Annotated in this window: 24 protein-coding genes; 10 read left to right on the forward strand and 14 right to left on the reverse strand. The window is 66.2% G+C overall.

Annotation, left to right across the window (positions count from 1 at the left end; all coding sequences use genetic code 11):
* The first annotated feature begins 223 nt into the window (after window positions 1–223).
* From elbB to VF716_RS15610, 3 genes are all read left to right on the forward strand, one after another.
* Window positions 224–889 carry an isoprenoid biosynthesis glyoxalase ElbB gene (gene elbB, locus VF716_RS15600; RefSeq protein WP_049326248.1) on the forward strand — a complete coding sequence of 222 codons (666 nt, stop codon included), beginning with the start codon at window positions 224–226 and terminating at the stop codon, window positions 887–889.
* Window positions 890–1,032: 143 nt separating this feature from the next.
* Window positions 1,033–1,500 carry a thioesterase family protein gene (locus VF716_RS15605; RefSeq protein ID WP_013981640.1) on the forward strand — a complete coding sequence of 156 codons (468 nt, stop codon included), beginning with the start codon at window positions 1,033–1,035 and terminating at the stop codon, window positions 1,498–1,500.
* Window positions 1,501–1,611: 111 nt separating this feature from the next.
* Window positions 1,612–3,744 (forward strand): putative bifunctional diguanylate cyclase/phosphodiesterase, encoded by a 2,133-nt coding sequence (locus tag VF716_RS15610; protein ID WP_440552794.1) that lies wholly within the window; start codon window positions 1,612–1,614, stop codon window positions 3,742–3,744.
* On the opposite strand, the gene VF716_RS15615 is transcribed toward VF716_RS15610, so the two are convergent.
* The 5 genes from VF716_RS15615 to VF716_RS15635 are packed head-to-tail and all read right to left on the reverse strand — an operon-like array spanning window position 3,719 to window position 8,108.
* The gene (locus tag VF716_RS15615) at window positions 3,719–4,174 is read right to left on the reverse strand and encodes a YaiI/YqxD family protein (RefSeq protein ID WP_014595692.1); all 456 of its coding nucleotides are present in this window, start codon (window positions 4,172–4,174) and stop codon (window positions 3,719–3,721) included. The two genes, VF716_RS15610 and VF716_RS15615, sit on opposite strands and share 26 nt — an antisense overlap.
* 14 nt (window positions 4,175–4,188) lie before the next feature.
* On the reverse strand, window positions 4,189–4,821 hold the full coding sequence (locus VF716_RS15620; protein ID WP_011911768.1) for a LysE family transporter: 633 nt from the start codon (window positions 4,819–4,821) through the stop codon (window positions 4,189–4,191).
* Between the two features lie 30 nt (window positions 4,822–4,851).
* On the reverse strand, window positions 4,852–5,610 hold the full coding sequence (locus tag VF716_RS15625) for a TerC family protein (protein WP_125870550.1): 759 nt from the start codon (window positions 5,608–5,610) through the stop codon (window positions 4,852–4,854).
* A 9-nt stretch (window positions 5,611–5,619) separates the two neighbouring features.
* The gene (locus tag VF716_RS15630; protein WP_045159363.1) at window positions 5,620–6,201 is read right to left on the reverse strand and encodes a mechanosensitive ion channel domain-containing protein; all 582 of its coding nucleotides are present in this window, start codon (window positions 6,199–6,201) and stop codon (window positions 5,620–5,622) included.
* Window positions 6,198–8,108: an ATP-binding cassette domain-containing protein gene (locus VF716_RS15635; RefSeq protein ID WP_049326246.1), complete on the reverse strand. Its 1,911-nt coding sequence runs from the start codon at window positions 8,106–8,108 to the stop codon at window positions 6,198–6,200. Before VF716_RS15635 ends, VF716_RS15630 begins: the two co-directional genes overlap by 4 nt.
* A gap of 69 nt (window positions 8,109–8,177) precedes the next feature.
* On the opposite strand from VF716_RS15635, the gene VF716_RS15640 reads away from it, so the two are divergent.
* Window positions 8,178–8,654, forward strand: a complete 477-nt coding sequence (locus tag VF716_RS15640; protein WP_011911764.1) for a TIGR02444 family protein — start codon at window positions 8,178–8,180, stop codon at window positions 8,652–8,654.
* Here VF716_RS15640 and VF716_RS15645 read toward each other — a convergent pair.
* The 9 genes from VF716_RS15645 to VF716_RS15685 all read right to left on the reverse strand — a co-directional run bounded on the left by VF716_RS15645 (window position 8,630) and on the right by VF716_RS15685 (window position 16,994).
* Window positions 8,630–9,475 carry an AlgP family protein gene (locus VF716_RS15645; RefSeq protein WP_045632874.1) on the reverse strand — a complete coding sequence of 282 codons (846 nt, stop codon included), beginning with the start codon at window positions 9,473–9,475 and terminating at the stop codon, window positions 8,630–8,632. The two genes, VF716_RS15640 and VF716_RS15645, sit on opposite strands and share 25 nt — an antisense overlap.
* A 104-nt stretch (window positions 9,476–9,579) precedes the next feature.
* A complete protein-coding gene (locus VF716_RS15650; RefSeq protein ID WP_011911762.1) occupies window positions 9,580–10,041 on the reverse strand; it encodes an Rsd/AlgQ family anti-sigma factor in 462 nt (153 codons plus the stop codon).
* Window positions 10,042–10,304: 263 nt separating this feature from the next.
* Complete coding sequence (locus tag VF716_RS15655; RefSeq protein ID WP_011911761.1) at window positions 10,305–10,796, reverse strand: disulfide bond formation protein B; 492 nt, start codon at window positions 10,794–10,796, stop codon at window positions 10,305–10,307.
* 118 nt (window positions 10,797–10,914) lie between these two features.
* The gene (locus tag VF716_RS15660; RefSeq protein ID WP_045159360.1) at window positions 10,915–12,135 is read right to left on the reverse strand and encodes a heme biosynthesis HemY N-terminal domain-containing protein; all 1,221 of its coding nucleotides are present in this window, start codon (window positions 12,133–12,135) and stop codon (window positions 10,915–10,917) included.
* Entirely contained in the window at window positions 12,132–13,316 is a 1,185-nt protein-coding gene (locus VF716_RS15665; protein WP_125841768.1) for a uroporphyrinogen-III C-methyltransferase, read from the reverse strand. The genes VF716_RS15660 and VF716_RS15665 overlap by 4 nt, the downstream gene beginning before the upstream one ends.
* 16 nt (window positions 13,317–13,332) lie before the next feature.
* On the reverse strand, window positions 13,333–14,103 hold the full coding sequence (locus tag VF716_RS15670) for a uroporphyrinogen-III synthase (protein WP_049326243.1): 771 nt from the start codon (window positions 14,101–14,103) through the stop codon (window positions 13,333–13,335).
* Window positions 14,100–15,038: a hydroxymethylbilane synthase gene (gene hemC / locus VF716_RS15675; RefSeq protein ID WP_049326242.1), complete on the reverse strand. Its 939-nt coding sequence runs from the start codon at window positions 15,036–15,038 to the stop codon at window positions 14,100–14,102. Before hemC ends, VF716_RS15670 begins: the two co-directional genes overlap by 4 nt.
* A gap of 154 nt (window positions 15,039–15,192) precedes the next feature.
* Entirely contained in the window at window positions 15,193–15,939 is a 747-nt protein-coding gene (locus VF716_RS15680) for a LytR/AlgR family response regulator transcription factor (protein ID WP_013981629.1), read from the reverse strand.
* A complete protein-coding gene (locus VF716_RS15685) occupies window positions 15,936–16,994 on the reverse strand; it encodes a sensor histidine kinase (RefSeq protein WP_013981628.1) in 1,059 nt (352 codons plus the stop codon). Before VF716_RS15685 ends, VF716_RS15680 begins: the two co-directional genes overlap by 4 nt.
* Before the next feature lie 206 nt (window positions 16,995–17,200).
* On the opposite strand from VF716_RS15685, the gene argH reads away from it, so the two are divergent.
* The 6 genes from argH (at window position 17,201) to VF716_RS15715 (ending at window position 24,206) form a co-directional block, all read left to right on the forward strand.
* Entirely contained in the window at window positions 17,201–18,595 is a 1,395-nt protein-coding gene (argH, locus tag VF716_RS15690; RefSeq protein WP_019405701.1) for an argininosuccinate lyase, read from the forward strand.
* Window positions 18,596–18,650: 55 nt separating this feature from the next.
* Window positions 18,651–19,799: an NnrS family protein gene (locus VF716_RS15695; protein ID WP_049326241.1), complete on the forward strand. Its 1,149-nt coding sequence runs from the start codon at window positions 18,651–18,653 to the stop codon at window positions 19,797–19,799.
* Window positions 19,800–19,876: 77 nt separating this feature from the next.
* Window positions 19,877–20,404: a hypothetical protein gene (locus VF716_RS15700; RefSeq protein WP_011911752.1), complete on the forward strand. Its 528-nt coding sequence runs from the start codon at window positions 19,877–19,879 to the stop codon at window positions 20,402–20,404.
* A 70-nt stretch (window positions 20,405–20,474) separates the two neighbouring features.
* Complete coding sequence (locus tag VF716_RS15705; protein WP_011911751.1) at window positions 20,475–20,915, forward strand: hypothetical protein; 441 nt, start codon at window positions 20,475–20,477, stop codon at window positions 20,913–20,915.
* Window positions 20,916–20,993: 78 nt separating this feature from the next.
* On the forward strand, window positions 20,994–21,239 hold the full coding sequence (locus tag VF716_RS15710) for a TIGR02647 family protein (protein ID WP_011911750.1): 246 nt from the start codon (window positions 20,994–20,996) through the stop codon (window positions 21,237–21,239).
* 150 nt (window positions 21,240–21,389) lie between these two features.
* On the forward strand, window positions 21,390–24,206 hold the full coding sequence (locus VF716_RS15715; RefSeq protein ID WP_011911749.1) for a class I adenylate cyclase: 2,817 nt from the start codon (window positions 21,390–21,392) through the stop codon (window positions 24,204–24,206).
* The last annotated feature ends 61 nt before the right edge of the window (window positions 24,207–24,267 follow it).

Here is a 24,267-nt window from a genome sequence, read left to right on the forward strand (position 1 = left end):
CGCCGGACCAGCGAAATTGTCCCATTGTCGCCAGCCCCGCCCACGACTGCCAGTGCTTTGAGCGGGCGCAAAGTCGCGTGCCAGACCTGCGGCAATGAACACCGGCGGGTCAGGCGAATCCAAACCAGCATGCGGGGCTTACCTGGAACCGCCCCAGGTATTAGCATCGAGCCCATCCGCAGCGCCCACCCCAGGGCCGTTGAAACTGACCAGGAGTATCGCTATGAACAAGAAAGTCGCCGTGATCCTATCCGGCTGTGGCGTCTACGACGGCTCGGAGATCTATGAGAGCGTCATCACCCTGCTGCGCCTGGACCAGCGCGGCGTCAAGGTACAGTGCTTCGCACCGAACATTGCGCAGATGCACGTGATCAACCACCTGACTGGCGAGGAAATGCCGGAATCGCGCAACGTACTGACCGAATCGGCACGCCTGGCCCGTGGCGAAATCAAGGATCTGCGCGACGCACGCGCCGAGGATTTCGACGCGCTGATCATGCCTGGCGGCTTCGGTGCCGCGAAGAACCTCTCCACCTTCGCCACCGAAGGTGCGAACAGCAAGGCCCTGCCGGACGTGGTGGCGCTGGTCAAGGCCTTCGCCGAGGCGCGCAAGCCGGTCGGCATGATGTGCATCGCGCCGACCATGGCCGCGGAGATCTTCGGCGCCGGCGTGATCTGCACCCTCGGCAGCGACGACGCCGACGCCGCCAAGGCGGTCGGCCAGATGGGAGCCAGCCACCAGGCCTGCGAGGTCAGCGACATCGTGGTGGACAAGCAGCACCGCCTGGTCACTACTCCGGCCTACATGCTGGCGCAGTCCATCAGTGAAGCGGCGTCCGGCATCTACAAGCTGGTCGACCGAGTGCTGGAGATGACCACCGAGGACTGAGTCTTCGAACAGACCGTAATCCCGGGGCAACCCGGGATTTTTTTGCGCGAAAGTCGCCAAAGCCGCGGGTGCTCTTGCCGTCGACCTGTTCAGCCCGGACGACCTCGGGCAGTTTGGTCCGACCCTTTTCAGGAATGCCGACCATGAACCATGACGATGCGCTGCTCGCCGAGCAGGCCCAGGCGGTACGCCAGATGTTCGAGCGCATCCCCTTCAACCAGGCCCTGGGCATCGAGCTCGATGAGATATCCACGTCGCGGGTGGTGATGCACCTGCCAATGAAGCCCGAGCTGGTCGGCAACTTCGTCCATGGCATCCTCCACGGCGGCGTGATCGCCTCGTTGCTCGACGTCGCCGGTGGCGCCATGGCGATGCTGGGCGCCTTCGACAAGCATCGTCACCTGACCATGCAGGAACGCGCCGCCCGCCTGTCCCGCCTCGGCACCATCGACCTGCGCATCGACTATCTGCGCCCCGGCCGCGGTACGCGCTTCACTGCCAGCGCGACCCTGCTGCGCTCGGGCAACAAGGTCGCGGTGGTGCGTTCGGAGCTGCACAACGAATCGGACACGCTGATCGCCGTGGGCACCGGCACTTATCTTTGCGGCTGAACGGCCGATAGGAGATTGGCGGCCGGGGTGCGCTCTCGTACACTCTGCCGAACATGGCCATGAGCCATCATCTCCACGAGGCAGGACGCCCGACAGTTCGAGTGCCGCCGCGTGTCCAGACTGCTGTTTTCCGACCTGCCCGCCGACCAGGTTGCCCTGCTCGGGCATAGCCACGACCCGATGCTGGTCGTGCTCTCCTATCTGATCGCCAGCGCCGCGGCCTTCACCGCCCTGGCCCTGGCCAAGCGGGTCAGCCGCAGCAGCAGCCCGCGCGGGCGCGAGCTATGGCGCTGGGTCGGCGCCTTCGCCCTGGGAGGCGGTATCTGGTCGATGCATTTCATCGGCATGCTGGCCTTCCGCGCGCCGCTGGACATTCGCTACGAGCACGGCATCACCGCCCTTTCGCTACTGATCGCCGTGGCGGTGTCCTACGTGGTGATGCGCGTGCTCGGCCGCGATCACCTGAGCGTGGCGCAGTATGCCCTGGCCGGAACCGCTGCCGGCATCGGCATTGCGGCGATGCACTACACCGGGATGGCCGCGATCCGTTCGCTGGCCACGCTGTACTACGCGCCGCTGGCGTTTGCCGCCTCGGTGCTGATTGCCATTGGCGCTTCCATCGCCGCGCTGGTACTGGGCTTTCATTTTCGCACCAGCCAGAGCCGCCATCAGCGCTGGCAGCGCCTGCTATGCAGCCTGGTGATGGGTGCGGCAATCGTCTCCATGCACTACACCGGCATGCACGCGCTGACCCTGGCTGTCCCCGCCGGTCTCGTGGAGCACGCCGCGCCATTCGGCAGCCACACCGGCCAGGGCGCCCTCGCCTCGGCGATCGGCTTGGTAGCCCTGCTGGTGATCGTCACCGGCATCGCTGCGAGCTGGGCCGAACAGCGCTTCAGCGAGCAGCGCGAGGCGCTCGATCTGGCCGAGCACCAGCTCAACGCCATGACCCACTACGACCCACTGACCAACCTTTTCAACGGCCGCGCTTTCACCGAGATGGTCACCCAGGTGCTGGCCGCACGCGAGGAGCGCCAGGCACTGGCGGTGCTGGTGGTGGACCTGGACAACTTCAAACGCATCAACGACAGCCTCGGTCACCGCAGCGGCGACCTAGCACTGCAACAGGCGGCGCAACGCATTCGCGCGGTGCTCGGTCAGCACGACATGCTGGCGCGCTTCTCCGGCGACGAGTTCTGCGTGCTCACCCTGGGCGCCTGGGAGCATGCCCAGGCGACCGCCGAGCGGATCCTCGACCAGCTGCGCCCGCCGTTCGTCCTGGGCGACACCCAACTGCGCCTGACAGCCAGCATCGGCATCAGCCAGTACCCCGAGGACGGCCTCAACTTCGATGCCCTGTTCCGTCACGCCGGCCTGGCCGTCGGGCAGTGCAAGGTCAGCGGCCGCAACCGCAGCCTGCGCTTCAATCCGGCACTGGAACTGCGCGCCCAGGAGGACCTGTCGCTGGAGCAGGACCTGCGCCGAGCGCTGAACGAGAACCTGCTCAGCGTGCACTACCAGCCCATCGTCGACGGCCGCAGCGGGCGCCCGGTAAGCCTCGAAGCGCTGGTGCGCTGGCAGCATCCGCAGCAGGGGTTCATCAGTCCGGAGCGTTTCGTCGGGCTGGCCGAACAGCATGGCTTCGTCGCCGAGCTGGACACCTGGGTGGCGCGCCGCGCCTGCGCCGACCTGGTCGGGCTGCTGGAGGGAGGCCACGATCTGCGCATGGCGGTCAACTGCTCGGCGCTCAACCTGTCCAACCCGCAGATGCCCGCGGTGGTTGCGCGGATCCTCGAACGCACGGGGCTGGAGCCCGCGCGGCTGACCGTGGAAGTCACCGAGAACGCCCTGATGAACAGCCTCGGCGCGGCGATCCGCACGCTGGACGCGGTGCGCGAGCTGGGCGTGAAGGTTTCGATCGATGACTTCGGCAGCGGCTATTCCTCGCTGACCTACCTGCGTCAGCTGCCGGTCGATACGCTCAAGGTCGACCGTGCGTTCGTTCGGGAAATTGCCGAGCAGGCCAACGACCGCGCCATCACCGCAGCGATCATCGCCATGGCGCACAAGCTGGGTTTGAAGGTGGTGGCCGAAGGGGTGGAAGAGGCAGTGCAGCTCGATTATCTGCGCGAAAACGGCTGCGACTTCATCCAGGGTTACTACTACAGCCGGCCGCTGCCGTTACCGGCGCTGCGCGACTGGCTGGCCGAGCGGCCACTCACTGCGACCGTGACAACCGCGTAAGCAGTCGGTCCAGCGCATTGGCGAACGTCTGACGGTCACGCTCGCCGTAAGCCGCCTGGCCGCCACCCACCTGCCCCTGATCCCGCAGATCGGTGAACAGGTTGCGCACTGCCAGGCGCTCGCCCATGTTGCGCTCGTCGAACTCGCGCCCGCGCGGGTCGAGCGCGGCGACCCCCTTCTTCACCAGCCGGTCGGCCAGTGGCACGTCGCTGCAGATCACCAGGTCACCGGGCTCGGCATGCTCGACCAGATAGTCGTCCGCGGCATCCGGCCCGCTCGGCACGACGATCAGGCGCACGCAGGCGAATGCCGGCTTGACCTGGCTCTGCCCGGCGACCAGCAGCACCTCGAACTTGCGCTTGAGGGCGAACTTGATCACCTGATCCTTGGCTGCGCGCGGGCAGGCATCGGCGTCGATCCATACGCGCATCGGAACCGCCTCGCTCATGCCGCGGCGCGCCGAACGGTCGCCAGCAGGGCCGCCGCCCCGGCGAACATGGTGGCAAAGCTGCGGTTGACCAGGCGCTGCTGACGCGGCGTACGCAGCAGGCGCAACACCTTGGCGGCAAGCCCGGTGTAGCCGGCCATGACCACCAGATCGACCACCACCATGGTCGCGGCCATCTCGCTGTACTGCAGCAGCAGCGGCCGCTGCGGATCGAGGAACTGCGGCAGCACCGCAAGAATGAAGACGATCGCCTTGGGGTTGCTGGCATTGACCAGGAAGCCACGCAAGACCAGGCTCAGCGGCCGGCCGATGGGCCGCGGCGCCGCCGAATCATCCAGCGCTTCGGGCTGCGCCTGCCATTGCTTCCAGGCCAGCCAGAGCAGGTAGCAGACGCCGAACCACTTGATCAGGCCGAACGCCAGTTCCGAGGTGGCCAGCACCGCGCCGACGCCGGCGGCGACCACGGCAATCTGCAGTACCAGCGCCAGCTGCAAGCCGATGGCGTTCCAGTAGCCGCGCCAGAAGCCGTACTGCAAGCCGCAGGACATCGACGCGATGGCCCCGGCGCCCGGCGACAGGCTGATCACCCAACAGGCGACAAAGAATGCGAGCCAGGTTTCCAGTGTCATCGTGATGCCCTCCGTTTCAGACGCGTGGGTTCAGTCCGGCGAGCCCTTGCCCAGCTTCACCGGTTCCTTGAGCTTGCGCTTCATGGCCTTGCGCATGCGGATGTTCAGCGCCTCGACGCCGAGCGAGAAAGCCATGGCGAAGTAGACGTAGCCCTTGGGCACGTGCACATCGAAGGCTTCGGCGATCAGCAGCGTGCCGACGACGATGAGGAACGACAGCGCGAGAATCTTCAGCGTCGGATGCTTGTCGATGAAATCGGCGATGGTCCCGGCCGAAACCATCATCACCAGCACCGCGATCACGATTGCCGCGACCATCACCGGCACATGCTGCACCAGGCCTACCGCGGTGATCACCGAATCCAGCGAGAAGACGATGTCGATCACTGCGATCTGCAGGATGATGCCAACGAAACCCGCCTTGGCCGCGCCGCCGGCGGTCTGTTCTTCCTCCTCGCCTTCGACGCTGTGCCAGATTTCCAGGGTGCTCTTGAACAGCAGGAACAGGCCGCCGAAGAACAGGATCAGGTCACGCCCCGATACGCCCTCCCCCAGGACCGTGAACAGGTCGTTGGTCAGACGCATCACCCAGGCGATCGACAGCAACAGCAGGATGCGTGTGCCCATCGCCAGCGCCAGGCCGAAGAAGCGCGCCTTGGGCTGCTGTTCCTTGGGCAGGCGGCTGACCAGAATGGAGATGAAGATGATGTTGTCGATGCCCAGGACGATTTCCAGGGCAGTCAGCGTCAGAAACGCGACCCAGATTTCCGGGTTGCCGAGCCATTCCATGATGGTGTTCTACTCGTTGAGATTACGGTTGAAGAGCTGGACGTCGGCACCACGCCAGCGGCGCACGGCTTTCTGGAAGAACAGGCTGTTGGGCACCTGGACGATAGCCCCGGTAACCGGCTCGGCCACTTCTTCCAGGGTGGTATAGAGCAGGTTGATATCGATGACACGCCCTTTGACGATCGGCTTGTCGAACGCCTCGACGATTTCCACCACATCTCCCAGACGGAACGGCCCGACAGTCAGGATCAGCACCGCACACAGCAGGTTGGACAGCACGCTCCAGATGGCGAAGAAGGCGATCGCGGCTACCGCGACGAAACCGGAAATGGCCGTCCAGAGCACCGTGGCGGACACCCCGAAGCGCTCCAGCACCATGATCAGCGCGCCGCCGATGATGAACCAGCGGATGCCGCCGCGCACCGGGATCAGCAACTCCGGCGGCAGCGGATAGCGCGACGAAACCCGCGTCAGACCGCGTACCACCAGCCGTTGCAGCACGTAAGCCACCAGCAGGATCAGCAATACCTGCAAGCCCAGCATCCATTGCAGGCGCCATTCCTCGACCAGGGTCAGCCAGGGTTCGCTCATGCGCTGGCCTCCAGCTGCGCCTGCAAGGCTTCCAGGGTTTCCAGTGCCTCCAGCCAGGCCTCCTCCAGCTCGCCTTCACGAACCTTGAGCTCGGCCTGCTGGGCCAGCAACTGGCGCAGCTCGTCCTTGCGCGCCGCTTCGTAGAGTGCACTGTCGCCGAGTCGCGTTTCCAGGGCGGCCAGCTTTTCGTGCACGCCAGCCAGGTCCTTCTCCAGCTTGTCAGCCTGGCGCTTGTGTGGTGCCAGCTGCTGGCGCAGCGCGGCGGCGGCCTGGCGCTGGGCGCGCTTGTCGGTCTTGTCGGCGATCGCTTCAGCGGCAACAGCCGGCTGCTGCCGCGCACGGTAGTCCACCAGCCAGCGCGCGTAATCCTCGAGATCGCCGTCGAAGTCCTGCACCCGGCCGTCTGCCACCAGCAGGAACTCGTCGGTGGTGCTCTTGAGCAGATGCCGATCGTGGGACACCACCAGCACCGCGCCTTCGAAGTCCTGCAGCGCCAGGGTCAGCGCCAGGCGCATCTCCAGATCCAGATGGTTGGTCGGCTCGTCGAGCAGCAGCAGGTTGGGCTTGCCCCAGGCGATAAGCGCCAGCGCCAGGCGCGCCTTCTCGCCACCGGAGAAGTTCAACACCGGCTCGTCGCAACGATCGCTGCGGAAATCGAAGCCGCCGAGGAAATCGCGCAGGGTCTGCTCGCGCTCGTTGGCGGCGATGCGCTGCAGGTGCAGCAGCGGGCTGGCCTTGGGGTCGAGCGAGTCGAGCTGATGCTGGGCGAAGTAGCCGACCACCAGGTTCTCGCCGCGCTGCAGGCGGCCGCCGAGGGGCGAAAGCTCGCCGGAGAGCGTCTTGATCAAGGTCGACTTGCCGGCACCGTTGGGACCCAGCAGGCCGATCCGCGCGCCAGGCACCAGCTGCAGCTTGACCTTGTCCAGAACCAGCTTGTCGCCATAGCCGAGGCGGCCCTCGGCCAGATCCAGCAACGGACTGGAGACCTTGTCCGCTTCGCGGAAACGAAAGTCGAACGGCGAATCCACGTGCGCCGGGGCCAGCTCTTCCAGCCGCTCCAGCGCCTTGATCCGGCTCTGTGCCTGGCGCGCCTTGGTCGCCTTGGCCTTGAATCGGCGGATGAAGCTTTCCATGTGCGCGCGCTGCGCCTGCTGCTTCTCGTAGGCCTGCTGCTGCTGGGCCAGACGCTCGGCGCGGGTGCGTTCGAACGCCGAGTAGCCGCCGCGATAGAGGGTCAGCTTGCGCTGCTCCAGGTGGATGACGTGGTCGACCACCGCATCGAGAAAGTCGCGGTCGTGGGAAATCAGCAGCAGCGTGCCGGGGTAGCCCTTGAGCCAGTCCTCCAGCCAGAGGATCGCATCCAGATCCAGGTGGTTGGTCGGTTCGTCCAGCAGCAGGAGGTCTGACGGGCACATCAGCGCCTGCGCCAGGTTCAGACGCATGCGCCAGCCGCCGGAAAAGCTGCCGACCGGCAGCACCATCTGCTCATTGGAAAAGCCCAGCCCGGCGAGCAGCTTGCGCGCCCGCGCATCGGCGCTGTAGCCGTCGGCGTTGTCCAGTTCGGTGTGCAGGCGCGCCAGGGCGTTGCCATCATGGGCCTGCTCGGCGGCAGCCAGTTCGGTCTGGATGCGCCGCAGCTCAACATCGCCATCGAGCACATAGTCCACCGCCAGGCGCTCGAGGGTCTCGATCTCCTGGCGCATGTGCGCGATGCGCCAGTCCGGCGGCAGCTGGCAGTCGCCACCATCGGGCACCAGCTCGCCACGCAGCAGGGCGAAGAGTGTGGATTTGCCGGCACCGTTGGCACCGACCAGGCCGGCCTTCTGGCCGGGATGCAGGGTCAGCTCGGCGCCTTCCAGCAGTCGCTGGGGCCCGCGCTGTAGAGTGAGGTTCTGAAGTCGGATCATAATGGCCGCGAGTTTATCAGTTCGCCTGGAAAGCCAGCCGGGCGGTCGACAAAAAAAGGCGCCACTCGAATGCGAACCCCTGACCTTTGGACCTTCGCCCTAGCCTGCTATGCCCGACCAGGTGTCGAAACGGCCTGCCTGGAGCTGCAGAACCAGGGCGCGGACGTGTGCCTGCTGTTGTGTGGCGCCTGGCTGCAGGCACGCGGCGTCGCCTGCAGCCAGGCGCGTCTGCAGGCGTTGACGGCGCTTGCCGCGCCCTGGCGCGGGGACGTGATCGAGCCGCTGCGGGGGTTGCGTCAGGCATGGCGATCGCAGGCCGAACAGGACCTGGCGTTACACAGCCTGCGTGAAGCGTTGAAAACGCTGGAACTGCAAGCCGAGCGCGAACTGCTCGAACGGTTGCAGAAGATCAGCCAGGACTGGCCTTCGAACGGCGCTGCCGACGCCTGGCTGGAAACCCTCGTCCCGGTAGCGCACAACCGCGCCGCGCTGGAAGTCCTGCGCAGCGCGGCGCTGCAGACTCAGCTGGAGCTGGCTGCTGGCTGAGCGGCGGCGCGCTTGGCCGCTGGCTTGCGCGCCACCGGCTTCTTGGCTGTGGCCTTGGTTGCAGGCTTGGCAGCTGCCGCCTTGTCCGGCGCCTCTGCCGACGCGGCAGTCTTTTTCTCCGCCGACGCGGGTGCCTTCGAACCGGCAGCCGCACGTGAACGGGCCGGCGCCTTGCTGGCGCTCGCCCCCGTCGTGGCGGGCTTGGCCGCGGCACTGGCGGGCGCTTTCGCAGCCGGTTTGGCCGCAGTCTTGGCTGGCGATTTTGCCGCAGGCTTGGAGGCAGTCGCGGTCGTGCCGGCTTTTGCTGGGGCACTGTCAGCCTTGGCTGCGGAAGCTCTGGTCGTAGAGGTGCGGGGCTTGGCGGCCGCCGGCGCGGACTTGCCGGCCGCCGGGCGCGCTGCTGCAGGCTTGGGTGGCTGCTGACGACCTTGCAGCGCCTGGTCTGCAGCATCGGCAACCTGACGGATGCCCTGCGCCAGCTTCAGGCTGTGCTCGGCGTCGCGCTTGAGCTCCGCCAGGTAATTCAGCGTTTCGCTCTGACGGGTCTGCAGCAGGATAAGGGATTCTTCCAGTTCGCCGAGTCGGGTACGTGCCTTGGTCTGCGCCTTGGGCTTGCCAGTGCTGCCCGCCTCGTCCAGCTTGGCCCGGGCCTTGGTCAGCTTGTCCTGCGCCTTGCCGCGCTGCTTCTGCAGCTTGGCGAGCGCGCCCTCGGCGTCCTTGATCGCCTGGCTGCAGGCCTTGTCCAGATGTTCGATAAGACTGTGGGAAAGCTGCTGCAACAGATGCAGCGGGGTGGTAACCGACTTCTTCTTCGCGGGCATGAAGGTGCCTCCTGGCAGGAACGGTGCACCCATACTAGACGGCCCGCCAGGTGGCCGCCAGGGGACGCGAAGCGTTGCACCCGCCGCAGCGGGTGGCTCGGTTCTCAGGCCGGAGCAGCCGCTTGCTTGTGCGCCGTATGCAGCACTTCGATCAGGCAGTCTTCCAGTTCGAAACGCTCGTGCAGAAGCTGCCCGAGCTTCTTCAGCTCATCGGCCAGACCGGGGCTGCCGAGGCAGTCACCCTTTTCGCAACGATCGTTGAAGCTCAGCGCCACCTGGGTGATGGTCTCGATGCGCGGGTAGATCTGCTTGGCCAGCTCGATGGCGCGCGCATCGCCGAACGCCTCGGCCTCGGCAAGCAGTTGTTCGTAGATTTCGAAATGGCCGGCCGAGACGTAGTCGACCAGATATTCGCAGAACCTCTGCAGGGCCTGGCGAGCGTCGTCGCGCTCGATATGCAACCGGTCGTAGGCGTTGATCAGCGCATGGCGTTCATGCAGCCAACGGTCGATCAGCAGATGTACACCGCCCCAGCGTTCCTGGGCATTCCGACAGCTCTCGAGCATGATGACCTCACTTCCCTAATCGATGATGCTTGTACGCCATTCCGAGACGTTTTTTTGTCTTTCGGTAGCGGCCTTGGGTGAGTGGCGGCGCGAATGGCAAGAATCCGTCACCGCACGAGCAGACTATGCCGCGCCGCTCGATGCATCAAGCAAAATGCCCAACGAATCGCGCGAGCGCACAGGCAGCCGCAGCTGCGCCGCACGTCCATGAGAAGACCGTGCAAAAGCAGCAGGAGTTCGGCGGGGGAAAGAGAAAAGTCCGATCAGTCTCGGCGCAGCAGCTGCCAGAGGCAGACGATCGCCATGCCGATGAAGCCCAGTAGGCTCCACTCGGGAATGCTCATGCCGAGCATGGTCCAGCTGACCTCGGCGCATTCGGCGGTGCCGTGCAGAACAAGGCGGGCGATTTCCTGGAAGGGCAGCGCCTCCATCATGTATTCCAGGCTTGGCAAGCAGCTCGGCAGCTGATCGGCCGGCACGCTCTGCAGCCAGATCTGGCGGATCGCGGTAGCGGCACCGGCAGCCACGAACAGCGCGGCGATGGCCGCATAGACGCGACGCCCCACCTTCGCCGGCCCATGGATCGCCGCCACCAGGCAGACCAGGCCGAAGCCAATCACGCAGATGCGCTGAACGATGCACAGCGGGCATGGCGCAAGGCCCATCACGTGCTCCATGTAGAGCGCGATGGCGATCAGCAAGGCGCTGCCCAGGAAGGCGATGACGAACAGGGAACGAGGGCTGGCCAGGCGCATGGAGGCTCCGCTAGCAGGAAAAGTTCGCTACGGTAGTGGAAACCCCGTCGTGGTTACAAGCGCTCGCAGGCCTGCAGGAAGCCGTCAAGCCCGCCGCATGGCGGACCTGACGAAACGGTCACAGCGTAGCCGGAAGATTGCGATCGAGCAGACCGACGCCCTGCTGGAACAACCGGTTGCTGCTTTCGGTATCGCCCAGCTGCGCGAGCAGACGTGCCAGCTCGGCGCAGGTTTCCGGACGATGATCGAAACGCAGGCTCGCCTCCAGATAGTCGCGCGCCTTGCCCCACAGCGCATTGCGCAGGCTGAGCCGCCCGAGAGCCAGCAACAGGACGGCATTCTGCGGGTGATCCTTCAGCCAGCCCTCGGCATTGGCCAGCTGGCGCGCCGGATCGCTGCCCTGCACACGCCCATAGCGTTCCACCAGGCGATCGTCGTACTGCCGTTTGATCGCCGCGTAGAGCACCTCTTCGGCCTTCGCCTGCGCACCCAGACGGGCGAGCCCGTCGGCATAGGCACGCACCACCAATGGCTCCCCGCGCTGCGCGCTGGGAACGGTTTGCCAACGCTGATTCAGCGCCTCCAGGCTCGCCTCCGCGGTCAGTTCGGAAGGTTGCCCGGCCTGCTCTACCGCCGCCGTCCACGCCAGTACTTCCAGTTCGCTCAGGCGCGCCGGTGGCAGCACTCGATGCTTGCGCAGCTCCGGCAGCAGGCGGCACAGCGCCGCCCAGTCCTCGAGCTGCACGTAGAGCTGCTGCAACAGTGTCAGCACGTAGGGGTGCCGTGGATGATCGCTTTGCAGTGCGCTGAGAGACGCCCGCGCTTCGACATACTGGCCACGGGCGATCTGCAGCTGCGCCTGGGTCAGGCCGATCGCCAGCGCGGCTTCGGGTTCGCGCTCGCGAGCCTTCTGCAGCAACTCGTCGCTCTGTGCGTACTCGCCCAGCTCGTTGGCTGCCCGTGCCGCGCCCAGGTAGTGGACCAGCGGCTGACGATCCCTTTCCGCAGCCAGCTGCAGATGGCCGAGCGCCGGCCCCCACTGCCCTTCGGCAAGTTCGCGCAGGCCACGTCGAGAGGCCTTCTCGACACGGCGCTCACGATGGCGACGCGACCAGGGATTGATCAGCGCGCCGGACACGTGCAGCAGCCCAAGCACCCAGTGCACCGCCAGCGCCAGCAACCACAGACAGCCAATCAGCGCGAGGAAGACCCAGAAACTCGATTCGTAGCGGAAGCGGTCATAGGTGATCAGCACATAACCGGCGCTCTGGCTGATCGCCCAGCCGAGCAGACCTGCGATCGCGAGCAGCAGAATGAAGACTAGAACCAGACGTCTCATGTGCGCTGGGCCTCCTGCTCCGCGTCCTGCGCCTCGGGCTGAGCGGACGTCTCGCCCGCATCGCTTTCATCGCGGCGCTCACGTTTCTGCACGTAGGCCTGCAGCGCCTGCAGGGCGGGTGCGAGATCGGGCAGGCTCACCTCAACCTCGCGCTGGGTAAGGGCTTCCAGGCGCTCGCGCAGGCCACGGGCCTGGCCGTTATCATCGCTGAAATGATCCTTGAGCAGTGTGCTCGCCTGCTCCAGCGACAGCCGATAGACCCGGGTGTTGCCATTGAGCACGGCCCACTGCGCCTGCTCGATGGCCAGCGACAAAGCCAGGCGCACCTGCCCCAGGGTCTGGCCGGCGAGCAGCGGCTTAACGTCAGCACTGGCATCGAAGTCCACCCGCACGTAGCGCGTCAATTCGTTCAGCCAGCGCTGCCAGCGACTGTCCTGGGCGTTTTCCGGCAGCGCCTCGCCGTTGACGAATTCGGGGGCGAGCGCGCTGAGCTGGCCGGTCTGCCCACGCAACGCCCCCAGCTGCAGGAACAGCCCGGTACGGTCCAGCTCCGGCAGGCTGCGCAGCGCTTCGAGACCTTCGAGCAACTTCTGCCGGGTGCCATAGGCACCGGGATCGTCCTGCTTCTGCAGAATCAGATCGGCTTCGTGAACCAGCATCTCGGCGCTTTTCACGTCCTGCATGGCCGAGAGTCGCAGCATCGCCATGCGCAGCAGGTGCTCGGCTTCGGCCAGGCGCCACTCCTCGCGGCTCGCGCCCAGCACCTGCTCGACCCGCCCGGAAAGGCGCTGCTGATCACTCTGCAGCGCGGCCAGCAGGCGACGGCGCTCCTCCAGCTCGCTGGCCGACGGCAGCTGTTCCAGCCGACCGAGCCGCGCAGCCAGCTGGCGTTCGCGCTCGGCCAGCTGACGCGTCTGCTCGGCAGCCCCCTGCATGGCTTCGAGCCGCTGGTCTTGCTGAGCACCGAGCTGTTGCAGCTGCCAGATGCCATAACCACCGAGCGCCACGCCGCCCAGGCCGACCAGCAGCGCCAAGGCTGCCAGGGACTTGGCGCCGCCGTTGGCGGCAGGCTTGGATGGGACGGGCTTGGCGGGCTTTGCGGGTTTCGCAGGCTCGGTCGCGGGGGCCGGCTCGCTGGCGGGGGGTTGCAGCGGTTCTTTCTTGGAATCTGCTTCGCTCACGTTTCCATCCTTTGCATCAGGAAGCGGCCACCGCGGTTTCCCGCAAGGCCGCCAGCAAGGCCGCAGCTCCTGCGCCACGGCAATCCACAATTCGTTTGGCGCCCAGCTGTCGAGCCATCTCCGCCACCCGCGGACTGGGTACGAACAAGGGTAGCTCACACAATTCGGGCCAGGTATCGGCTGCCAGCTCATGCAGCGACAGCAGACCCTGCCCACTGCTGACCACCAGGCCGTTGAGCCGTTCCGACCGAACGACCTGCGCCAGCGTTCCAGGCGGATAGTCGGGCAGGCTGCGGCGGTATAGCTCGAGAAAGTCTACCTGCACGCCACGCCCGCGAAGCGTCTCGGCGAGGAACTCGCGGCCGCCCTCGCCGCGCATGATCAATACCTTTGGATCGGGCCTGGCCAGCGCCTGCGCCAATCGTGGCAGCGCCAGCAGCGCTTCACTGTCGTCACCCCGCTCGGGCCAGCTGACGTCCAGCCCGTAGGCTTCGAGGATCGCCCCGGTGGCGCCACCGACGCTGAACCAGGCCTGACCGAACGGGGGCTGCAGCCAGTAGCGATCGAGCAGTTCCAGGCCCAGGCGGGCGGCCGGCTTGCTGACCACGACGACAGCGCAATAGCGATCCAGCTCGAGGATCATTGCACGCTGCTCGGCGGACTCCGGCAGCGGCTCGATCGCCAGCAGCGGCAGGCTGGAGCTGTGCACACCAGCCTCGGCGAGAGTCGCGGCCAATGCCTCGCATTCCTCGGCCGGCCGGGTCAGCAGCAGGCGCCAGCCGGTCACGCGTGACCAGCCTCGCCATAGACTGCCTTGAGGATCTGCTCGGCACCCTGGCCCAGCAGTTCCTCGGCGACCTGCACGCCCAGCACCTCGGCTTCTGCGGCCGGCGCACGACCTTCGGCGCGCAATAGCAGAGTACCGTCCGGCTGCCCGACCAGCCCACGCAGCCACAGCTGCTCGCCTTCGAGCACCGCATAACAGGCGATCGGCACCTGGCAGCCGCCGTTCAGGCGCTTGTTCAGCGCGCGCTCGGCGACGACGCGGGTGGCAGTCGGCGCATGGTTGAGGCAGGACAGCAGCGCATGCACTTCGCTATCGCCGGTGCGGCACTCGATGCCCACCGCACCCTGTCCGCCGGCCGGCAGACTTTCATCGACGCCGATGCTGGAACGGATGCGCTCACCGAAACCAAGGCGGATCAACCCGGCGGCAGCGAGGATGATGGCGTCGTATTCGCCGGCGTCGAGCTTGGCCAGCCGAGTGTTGACGTTGCCGCGCAGGAACTGGATTTTCAGGTCAGGTCGGCGCGCCAGCAGCTGGGCCTGGCGACGCAGCGACGAGGTGCCGACCACGCTTCCCGGCGGCAGCGCGTCAAGGCTGTCGAAGCGATTGGAGACGAAGGCATCGCGCGGATCTTCCCGCTCGCAGATGCAATACAGGCCCAGCCCTTCAGGGAATTCCATCGGCACGTCCTTCATGGAGTGCACGGCGATGTCTGCCTCGTTTTCCAGCAGCGCGGTTTCCAGTTCCTTGACGAACAGCCCCTTGCCGCCGATTTTCGCCAGCGGCGCATCGAGCAGCTTGTCACCACGGCTGACCATCGGCACCAGGCTGACCTTCAGCCCTGGGTGCGACGCCTCCAGGCGTGCCTTGACGTATTCGGCCTGCCACAGGGCCAGGGCACTCTTGCGGGTGGCGATGCGAATTTCGCGAGACATGGGCAATTCCAGAACAGTGAATTGCCGGCGATGATAACAGGCCGGACGTCCGGGCTGGGTTGGCCGGAATCAAGGAAAGCGCGGGCGCGACGCAGGTCAGCGCTGGCGCCCGCGACCCTCGGGCCGCGGACGCCAGCGCCACCGGCGGGATGCTTCAGAGGTTCTGCATCAGCTTGCGCACACCGGCCACGTGGCGCCGACTCACGGTCAACGCCTCGCCATCGAGTCCCTTGAGGAACAGCTGGAAGTGCCCGAGCGGCGTGCGCTGCAGACGCTCGATCCGATCGCGGAACACCAGCGCGTTGCGATGGATGCGCACGAAGCGTTCACCGAACTCGTCTTCCAGGGATTTGAGCGGCTCGTCCAGCAGCACCTCACCGCCAACATGGCGCAGGGTGACGTACTTGTGGTCGGCGATGAAGTAGATCACCTGATCCAGCGGAATCAGCTCGATGCCCTTGCGGGTACGTGCGCTGATGTGGCTGCGCGGCCCGGCACCGGAAACGGCGGCCGGTCGGGTCAGCGCCGCCAGCTGCATGCGGTTGGGCCGCTCGGCCTTCTTCAGCGCCTCCGACAGATGCTCCGGGCGCACCGGCTTGACCAGGTAGCCAACCGCGCTGACCTGGAACGCCTCCAGGGCGAATTCATCATGGGCAGTACAAAAGATCACCGCCGGCGGCGCATCCGTCTCGCAGAGCCTGGCTGCGACCTGCAGGCCATCGAGCCCGGGCATGCGGATATCCAGCAGCACGATATCAGGGCGCAGTTCCTCGATCAGCGTCAGTGCTTCTTCGCCATTGCTGGCGGCAGGCTCGAGGACACGATAGCCGTCGAGGTCACCTACCAGTCGGCTCAGGCGCTCGCGGGCTAGAGGTTCGTCATCGACAATCAGGACATTCATATAGATCTGGCTTCCTGCGGTTGTCTCGCACACGGATAGCGTAGACATGTGTAATGGCGGCCTTCACGGCGCTCCACGCTGAGACTCGCTAGCGGACCGAAAAGTGCCGCTAATCGTGCGTCGATGTTCTGCAAACCCTGCCGTGTGCCCCGTGAGGCCTGCGCTTGAGCGGCTTCGTCGAACGGGTTGCTGACCACCAACTGAAACATGCCGTCGACATAATCGGCGGTTACGCTGACCACGCCCCCCTCGATACGTGGCTGAATGCCATAGACCAATGCGTTCTCCAGCAGCGGCTGCAGCGTCAGCTGCGGAATCGGCAAGTCGTCCGGCACGCCATCGACCCGCCAGTCCATCTGCAACCGGTCGCCCAAGCGGTATTGCTCGATCGACAGGTAACGCCGCGACAGCTCCAGCTCATCCCGCCAGGCCACCAGTGTGCCCGGCCGCGCGAGGCTCGCACGGAACAGGTCGGACAGGTCCAGTACAGCCTGCTCCGCCTTGGCCGGATCGCTCGCCACCAGTGCGGCGATGCTGTTGAGGCTGTTGAACAGGAAGTGCGGACGAATGCGCGCCTGCAGCGATTCGATCCGCGCCCGCAGCTCGGCCTGCTCCTGGCGCCGCCACTGGCTCTGCAGATAGAAATAGCGTAGCAGCAGACCCGACATGATCAGGCTGATCAGCGCGTGGCGCAGGTAGAGATTGACCTCGCCGTCGCGCGAGAGCGGCCCCCCGAGCTGGTAGATGTCCGCCACGGCGGTGCAGGCCAGGGTCAGCCCGACCACCAGCGCGCAGCACGCCAGCCCGGCGAATGCCGCTCTGAGCCTCGCCAGCAGAGGACGCAGCAGGCACATGGTGCCGGCGGACAGCAGCACGATCCACTGCACGAACAGCGAGGTCAGCGCCAGGCGCATCCAGTTGAAGCCCGGCTGCATAGGCTCGGCCAGCACCAGCACGAAAACCAGCAGCTCGGCGAGCAGGACGAGGCCGAGCAAGGCCTCGGGCTGGCACAGCTCGGGCACGAAAAAATCATCGGATACGGCAGTGGATTTCACAGGTTCAACCCGGCGGTTCGACTGCCCGGCAGTTTCCGTGCAGGCCCGGACAACGGCAAGCCGCGTGTCGGGCTGCGCGGGCGGAATAATGCGAAAATGCCAGCCAGCTCACCCTTCGCCGACGCCTGCCGCCGTGCCCGCCAAGGGCGCCATCCCTGCTATCATCGCCGCCTTTCCACAGCCTTCGGATTTCAGCGAGCGCATTCATGAGCACCGACAAGACCAACCAGTCCTGGGGCGGCCGTTTCAGCGAGCCCGTCGACGCCTTCGTCGCCCGATTCACCGCCTCCGTCGAGTTCGACAAGCGCCTCTATCGCCACGACATCATGGGCTCCATCGCCCACGCCACCATGCTCGCCAAGGCCGGCGTGCTGACCGATGCCGAGCGCGACCAGATCATCGCCAACCTGAAGGACATCCAGGGCGAGATCGAGGCCGGCACCTTCGACTGGCGCGTGGACCTGGAAGACGTGCACATGAACATCGAGGCGCGTCTGACCGACCGCATCGGCATCGTCGGCAAGAAGCTGCACACCGGACGCAGCCGCAACGACCAGGTCGCCACCGACATCCGCCTGTGGCTGCGCGACGAAATCGACGTGATCCTCGGCGAAATCACTCGTCTGCAGCAGGGTCTGCTGGGTCTCGCCGAGGCCGAAGCCGACACCATCATGCCCGGCTTTACGCACCTGCAGACCGCCCAGCCGGTGACCTTCGGCCATCACCTGCTGGCCTGGTTCGAGATGCTCAGCCGCGACTACGAGCGCCTGGTCGACTGCCGCAAGCGCACCAACCGCATGCCGCTCGGCTCGGCCGCACTGGCCGGCACCACGTACCCGATCCAGCGGGAAATCACCTGCGAGCTGCTGGGTTTCGAAGCGATTTCCGGCAACTCGCTGGACGGCGTCTCCGATCGCGACTTCGCCATCGAGTTCTGCGCCGCCGCCTCCGTGGCGATGATGCACCTATCGCGCTTCTCCGAAGAGCTGGTGCTCTGGACCAGCGCCCAGTTCCAGTTCATCGACCTGCCGGATCGCTTCTGCACCGGCTCCTCCATCATGCCGCAGAAGAAGAACCCGGACGTGCCCGAGCTGGTACGCGGCAAGACCGGCCGCGTGTTCGGCGCGCTGACCGGTCTCCTCGCGCTGATGAAGGGCCAGCCGCTGGCGTACAACAAGGACAACCAGGAAGACAAGGAACCCCTGTTCGACGCCGCCGACACCCTGCGCGACTCGCTGCGGGCCTTCGCCGACATGGTCCCGGCGATCAAGCCCAAGCGCGAAATCATGCGTGAAGCGGCGCTGCGCGGCTTCTCCACCGCCACGGACCTGGCCGACTACCTGGTGCGCAAGGGGCTGCCGTTCCGCGACTGTCACGAGATCGTCGGCCACGCGGTGAAGTACGGCGTGCAGACCGGCAAGGATCTGGCCGAGATGACGCTGGACGAGCTGCGCCAGTTCAGCGGAGAGATCGGCGACGACGTCTTCGCCGTGCTGACCCTGGAGGGCTCGGTCAACGCCCGCGACCACATCGGCGGTACCGCGCCGGCGCAGGTGCGCGCCGCAGTCAAGCGCGGTCAGGCGCTGCTCGCCGGCCGCTGATGGCCATTCGGTGACGGGGCTCAGGCCCCGTCACGCATCCCGCAGGAGGTGCGCAATGCACCCACGCCAACCGCGCCTGCCGTTCGCCAACGCCTGGTTCTTCCCCGTCGCCGCACTCTATGCGGCCTTCATCCTGCCGATCTCGGTATTCGCGCTGCTCGGCCTGATCCCCGCACCGCCCGGCCTGAGCACGCCCAGCGGGCACGCCCACGAAATGCTCTTCGGCTTCGCCCTGGCGGTGGTCGCCGGTTACCTGCTCGGTCCGCAACCACTGCGCCTGATCCTCTCGCTGCTCGGCTGTTGGGCACTGGCGCGCCTGAGCTTCGTGCTCTGGCCGGGCTCCTGGCTGGCGCTGGCGAGCGCCGCGACCTTCGCCGGCGCAGTGGCCTGGAAGGTGCTGCCGCGCTTTTTCGGCGCCGCGAAGAAATGGCGCAACCAGAGCGTCGCGCCACTGCTGGCCGGGCTCGCCCTGCTCAGCGCCATGGCCGGCAGCGGACTGGGGGTGGCCGTTGAGCGGCTGCTGCTGGTCGAAGCCTTGCTGCTGTTCGCCACGCTGATGGCCTTCATGGGCGGCCGGATCATCGCGCCGGCGATGGCCGGTTATGCGCAGAGTGAGGGCCGGCGGCTGGATGCTCGGGTACAGCCTGGCCTGGAAGGCGCCGTCCTGATTCTGCTGGGCCTCGCCTTCGTGCTGAATCCGCTGCCCTGGCCGCTGCTGCGTCAACTCGCGGCCGCGCTGGTGATCAGCACCGGCGTGCTCAGCGCGATCCGCCTGCTGCGCTGGCAGCCGTGGCGTTGCGCGCGCGCGGACCTGCTGATCCTGCTGCTCGGTTACGCCTGGCTGGCGTTCGGCCTGCTGCTGCTCGGGCTGGGCCTGCTGCTGCCAGCGCTGTCGCTGAGCGCAACGCTGCATGCGCTGAGCGTAGGCGCTCTGGGCAGCCTGACCTTCGCGGTGATGGCACGCACGCGTCTGCTCTACCGCTTCCGCGACCCGGCTGCGCGGCCTTGGATCCAGGCCATGGCGCTGCTGATCAGCCTGGCCGCCCTCGCCCGCGTCGTGCCCGCGCTGCTGGCGCTGCCACAGCCGGGTTGGCTGCTGATCGCGGCAGGCTGCTGGTCCCTGGCTTTTCTCAGCCTGGCCTTGCTGCTCTGGCAGTGCCGCGCTGCGCACGTCGACAGCCCACGTGCCCAGCCTGACCGATAGCGCATCGCTCGGAACTCTCGCGCTCCACGCTTGACCTACATGCAGCAACCGCCATTCACCGATGACACGGAACCCGCATGCCCGACCTGCGCACCCTGCTGTTGAATCAGGACACCCAGGGCGGCGAGCTCTTCGAGTCGCCCAAGGAGCGCCTGCTGTTCTACCGCTCCGAAATCCACTTCGAGTCCAGCCTGCTGGCCGAACGCACCAGCGCCTACCTGGCCTCGCAGTCGTTCCTGATGATCGCCTTCGCGTCGTCCATGGCCAACAGCAACCCCGAATGGGGCGACCTGTTCCGCCTGGTGGTGCCGGCCATCCTGTCGCTGCTCGGCCTGCTCACCTCGATCCACGCCATGCCCGGCATCAAGGCCAACTTCGACGTCATCGAGCGCTGGCATCAGAAACAGGCCGAGCTGCTGCAGATCGAAGGCCGGGTCGGCATGCTGCCGAACAACGAATCGGCACTGTTCGGCGAGGGCAACAGCCCGGTCGGCGGGCATCGCTACAAGCGCACGCTGCTGTTCTCTCTACGCACGCCGATCATCTTTTCGCTGGTCTGGGGCGCGTTCGGCCTGCTCTGCCTGGCGCTAAGCTTCATGGATTGAGCCCGCGGCACGGCATGCATTGCTCTCGACGCGTGCGGGTGCTTAGCTGGAAAGAGCCAGGAGGTGCACCATGACCGCCCCAGACCGCCCGCGTTACCGCGTCGATGCCGATCGCCAGGCGGCCCAGCGGCGGGTACGCTACGTCGAAACCAACCGGCCGGACGACGGCAGCTGTACGCTCTGTCAGCTGGACGAGGAAAATCCGGCGCCGCTCGATAGGAATCCCATGACCAACGACACGCATACCAGCGACGAAGACGAAGCCTTCGCCGAAGAAGCCCTGCTCCAGGCCATCGAGAACCAACTGGAGAGCGGCGAGCCGGCGGCCACCCAGGCGACGCTGAACAAACTGACCCTGGTCGGCTACGAGCGCGACGAGTGCCTGCAGATGATGGCGCTGGTGCTGGCGCACGAGATCCGCGCCATGCTGCGCGACGATCGGCCCTTCGACGGCGCCGCCTATGAAACCATGCTGCGCAAGCTGCCGGAATTGCCGGAAGCATCCGAATAGGATCTGGATCAAGGCAGGGGCGCCGACAGCATCTACACTCAGCGAACAGGGCATGAGCCCACCATCCGAGGAGCGAGCATGTCGTACACCCCTGAGTTGGTCGCCGAGCTGGAAGTCCTCTGCCAGTTCAATCTGGAAAACCTGCAGGAAGGGCTGAAGGTGCACCACAACGCCAGCCCCTCCACCATCGCCGCCTTCAGCCGCTTGCATGCCAAGGGCCTGATCACCCAGGCCGACGGCGGCTATCTCACCAGCCTCGGGCGCGACGCCGCCGAACAGGCACAGACGCTGCTGACCATTCTTTCGGAGACCGTTCCGGCCTGATCCGCCACTGCGTTTTGCTTCGCTTGCCCGGGCCGCGGATAATGTGCGGCCGCGGGCAGGGGCAGCCACCGGTCGGCGGGCGCCCTGCCGGGCTCAAGCCCGGCTCATACCGGCCGATCAACAGGGTTAGCCTCGCCTGCACGAAGCCCCATGACCCGTACTCAGCACATCCACCTGGTTCTCGAAGAAGGCATCGACCGCAAGGTGCTGGCCACCCTGCGCACGCGCTTTCTGGCAGTCAACGCTGCACGCCTGGAACGGGCCCTGGCCGCCATGTCGACCCGTCAGCAGCAGGTGCTCAAGCTCCTGCCGCTGCTGTTTCACGTCAATCATCCGATTCTGCCCGGTTACATCTCGGCCACCACGCCGGCCGGTCTCGCCAACTTCGAGCCGGACGCCGAGCAGCTGGCCGAGGCGCAGCGCCTGAGCCGCTCCTTCGCCTACAAGCCCGTGCGCGGCAAGGCACCTCAGCCGATTCTCGGCCTGTTTCTGATGGGCAGCCTAGGCACCGCTGCCCAGGACGAGCACAGCGATCTGGATGTATGGGTCTGCCATGATCCGGAACTCGACGAGCGACAACTCGAGGAACTGCGCCGCAAATGCGAGTCGCTACGGGCCTGGGCGGCGAGCCAGGGCAGCGAGGCGCACTTCTTTCTGGTCGACCCCGAACGTTTCACCCAGGGCCAGCGCGACGCCAAGCTGACCTCCGACGACTGCGGCACCACGCAACATTATCTGTTGCTCGACGAGTTCTACCGCACCGCGCTGTGGCTCGGCGGGCGAACGCCACTGTGGTGGCTGGTGCCCGACTACGAGGAGCATCGCTACGACGATTACGTGGCGACGCTGCTGGCCAAGCGCTTCGTGCGCGCCGACGAGGTGCTCGATCTCGGTCATCTCGGCCAGGTTCCGCCAGGCGAGTTCGTCGGCGCCGGCCTGTGGCAGCTGTACAAGGCCATCGACTCGCCATACAAGTCGCTGTTCAAGCTGCTGCTGGTGGAGGTCTACGCCAGCCGGTACCCGCAGCTGCGTTGCCTGGCGCTGGATTTCAAGCAGGCCATCTATCATGGTCGCACCGACCTGGACGAGCTCGATCCGTATATCGCCGCCTATCACGCCATCGAACGCTACCTGTGCGAGCGCGGTGCTCAGGAGCGGCTGGAGCTCGCCCGACGCTGCCTGTACCTGAAGATCAACCGACCGCTGAGTCGTCCACCGGTCAACCGCAACAAGAGCTGGCAACGCAGCCTGCTCGAACGCCTGACCCGCGACTGGCGCTGGGACGAGCGGCAGTTCGTTCTGCTCGACAATCGCAGCCAGTGGAAGGTGCGCCAGGTCAGTCAGGAACGCCGCGCGCTGGTCAACGAACTGACCTATGGCTATCGCTTCCTCAGCGATTTCACCCGGCGCGTGCAAGCGACCAGCCCGCTCACCAGTCGCGATCTCGGCGTACTAGGCCGCCGCCTGTACGCGGCCATCGAACGCAAGGCTGGCAAGGTGGAGGTGGTCAACCTCGGCATCTCGCCGGACATGTCCGAGGACAGCCTGACGCTGGTGCACGGTTATGACGGTGCGGGCGACGTGCACTGGTCGCTCTACCAGGGCCAGCTCACGGCGCCGGAACTGCCCAATTACGCGCCATTGAAGCGCGCCCGCGAACTGCTGGCGCTACTCGCCTGGGGCCACCGCAACGGCGTGGTGGATACCGGCACCCATCTGTCGCTCTTCCCCGGCGACAGCGGCTTGAGCGAAGCCGAGCTGTTCGCGCTGCTGAGCGACCTGCGCCGTGCGCTGCCCATGCCGCTACCGGCCGTGGACGAGGAGGCGCTGCTCGCACCGAGCAGGGCCAGCCGTGTGTTGCTGCTGGTCAACATCGGGATGGATCCCGCGCTGCATGCCGCCGGACTGGCCAGCAGCGAGTCGATCCTCGCCGGCGCCGTTGAGAATCTGGTGCAGAGCGTGGATCAGGTGACGCTCAACAGCTGGAACGAGATGCTGGTAACGCGCTACGAAGGGCCGAAAGCGCTCGCCCTGTGCCTGCGCGACAACCTCGTCGACCTCGGAGCCAGCGACCAGCCCCCGCAACTGCAGGTGTTCTGCTTTGCCCGCAACCGTGGGCAAGCCATTGCGCGACGCCTCGAGCAGATCTTCGATGACGCTCGACGCAGCCTGGCCGGCGCTACTCACGGCCGCTATCTCTTGCAGATCCGCCAGCACTTTCATGTGCTGCAGCGCGACGGGAGCGACCTGCGGCTGACCAGCCTGGTCGACCGGGCGGCACTGCTGGAATACCTTGGCGAGGCCCATCATCTCTACAGCCCTCTGCAGCTCGATCGCGCGGCGCTGGCCGGCGACGACCTGGCGCTGATCCTGACCCAGGGGCGGCCTGGCTGCATGCAGGTGTTCTACCGTGCGGAGGACGGCATCGCCGAACTCAGTGTGCTCGACGAGTGCAACGCCTTGTGGCGCCAGCAACTGCCCTATCGCGATGAACGCACGCTGCTGCGCCCATTGCTGCGTTTTCTCGAATCACTGATGTTCCGCCGCGCCGCGCAGCAGCCGGGTGAGGGTGTCGCCCCGCTGGATCCGACGATTCTGGTCTACCGCATCCAGCCCGGTCAGGGTCCGCAACCGTCGACGCTGGAGCGGCGTCCAGCCCCCCTGGGCGAGGTCACCGATCCGTTCTATGAGGTGCAGGCGATCGTCGAAGCCGGCGACAACGGTCGTTCGCAGGTCACGCTGTACTGCAACCAGCAGGAGTTCTCCGGCCTTGAATACGGCAACGACCTGTTCGCCGCCGTGACACGTACGATCGTCGCCCGCCGCCGCGACGGCGAACGCTATCCCTGTTACATCACCGATATCGATCTGTCCGGGCTGCACGGCAATGGGCGCAGCCAGACCGTCCAGTACCTGCGCTACAAGTCGCGGCTGGAGGCCGCGCTGAACGCCGCCATGGACGCCTGAATGATAACTATTCTTGCTTGATGTCATTTTGCCTTCAAGCTAGGATGCCCGGGCCATCCGC

It is taken from the genome of Stutzerimonas sp. Brlt_14, from assembly GCF_051948915.1.
GTDB classification, from domain to species: domain Bacteria; phylum Pseudomonadota; class Gammaproteobacteria; order Pseudomonadales; family Pseudomonadaceae; genus Stutzerimonas; species Stutzerimonas stutzeri.

What these genes read in the sequence shown, in the direction of transcription:
- elbB (WP_049326248.1), top strand. Translation starts at nt 224, where the DNA reads ATGAACAAGAAAGTCGCCGTGATCCTATCCGGCTGTGGCGTCTACGAC.
- VF716_RS15605 (WP_013981640.1), top strand. Translation starts at nt 1,033, where the DNA reads ATGAACCATGACGATGCGCTGCTCGCCGAGCAGGCCCAGGCGGTACGC.
- VF716_RS15615 (WP_014595692.1), bottom strand. Translation starts at nt 4,174, where the DNA reads ATGCGCGTATGGATCGACGCCGATGCCTGCCCGCGCGCAGCCAAGGAT.
- VF716_RS15620 (WP_011911768.1), bottom strand. Translation starts at nt 4,821, where the DNA reads ATGACACTGGAAACCTGGCTCGCATTCTTTGTCGCCTGTTGGGTGATC.
- VF716_RS15625 (WP_125870550.1), bottom strand. Translation starts at nt 5,610, where the DNA reads ATGGAATGGCTCGGCAACCCGGAAATCTGGGTCGCGTTTCTGACGCTG.
- VF716_RS15630 (WP_045159363.1), bottom strand. Translation starts at nt 6,201, where the DNA reads ATGAGCGAACCCTGGCTGACCCTGGTCGAGGAATGGCGCCTGCAATGG.
- VF716_RS15635 (WP_049326246.1), bottom strand. Translation starts at nt 8,108, where the DNA reads ATGATCCGACTTCAGAACCTCACTCTACAGCGCGGGCCCCAGCGACTG.
- VF716_RS15640 (WP_011911764.1), top strand. Translation starts at nt 8,178, where the DNA reads ATGCGAACCCCTGACCTTTGGACCTTCGCCCTAGCCTGCTATGCCCGA.
- VF716_RS15645 (WP_045632874.1), bottom strand. Translation starts at nt 9,475, where the DNA reads ATGCCCGCGAAGAAGAAGTCGGTTACCACCCCGCTGCATCTGTTGCAG.
- VF716_RS15650 (WP_011911762.1), bottom strand. Translation starts at nt 10,041, where the DNA reads ATGCTCGAGAGCTGTCGGAATGCCCAGGAACGCTGGGGCGGTGTACAT.
- VF716_RS15655 (WP_011911761.1), bottom strand. Translation starts at nt 10,796, where the DNA reads ATGCGCCTGGCCAGCCCTCGTTCCCTGTTCGTCATCGCCTTCCTGGGC.
- VF716_RS15660 (WP_045159360.1), bottom strand. Translation starts at nt 12,135, where the DNA reads ATGAGACGTCTGGTTCTAGTCTTCATTCTGCTGCTCGCGATCGCAGGT.
- hemC (WP_049326242.1), bottom strand. Translation starts at nt 15,038, where the DNA reads ATGTCTCGCGAAATTCGCATCGCCACCCGCAAGAGTGCCCTGGCCCTG.
- VF716_RS15680 (WP_013981629.1), bottom strand. Translation starts at nt 15,939, where the DNA reads ATGAATGTCCTGATTGTCGATGACGAACCTCTAGCCCGCGAGCGCCTG.
- argH (WP_019405701.1), top strand. Translation starts at nt 17,201, where the DNA reads ATGAGCACCGACAAGACCAACCAGTCCTGGGGCGGCCGTTTCAGCGAG.
- VF716_RS15695 (WP_049326241.1), top strand. Translation starts at nt 18,651, where the DNA reads ATGCACCCACGCCAACCGCGCCTGCCGTTCGCCAACGCCTGGTTCTTC.
- VF716_RS15700 (WP_011911752.1), top strand. Translation starts at nt 19,877, where the DNA reads ATGCCCGACCTGCGCACCCTGCTGTTGAATCAGGACACCCAGGGCGGC.
- VF716_RS15705 (WP_011911751.1), top strand. Translation starts at nt 20,475, where the DNA reads ATGACCGCCCCAGACCGCCCGCGTTACCGCGTCGATGCCGATCGCCAG.
- VF716_RS15710 (WP_011911750.1), top strand. Translation starts at nt 20,994, where the DNA reads ATGTCGTACACCCCTGAGTTGGTCGCCGAGCTGGAAGTCCTCTGCCAG.
- VF716_RS15715 (WP_011911749.1), top strand. Translation starts at nt 21,390, where the DNA reads ATGACCCGTACTCAGCACATCCACCTGGTTCTCGAAGAAGGCATCGAC.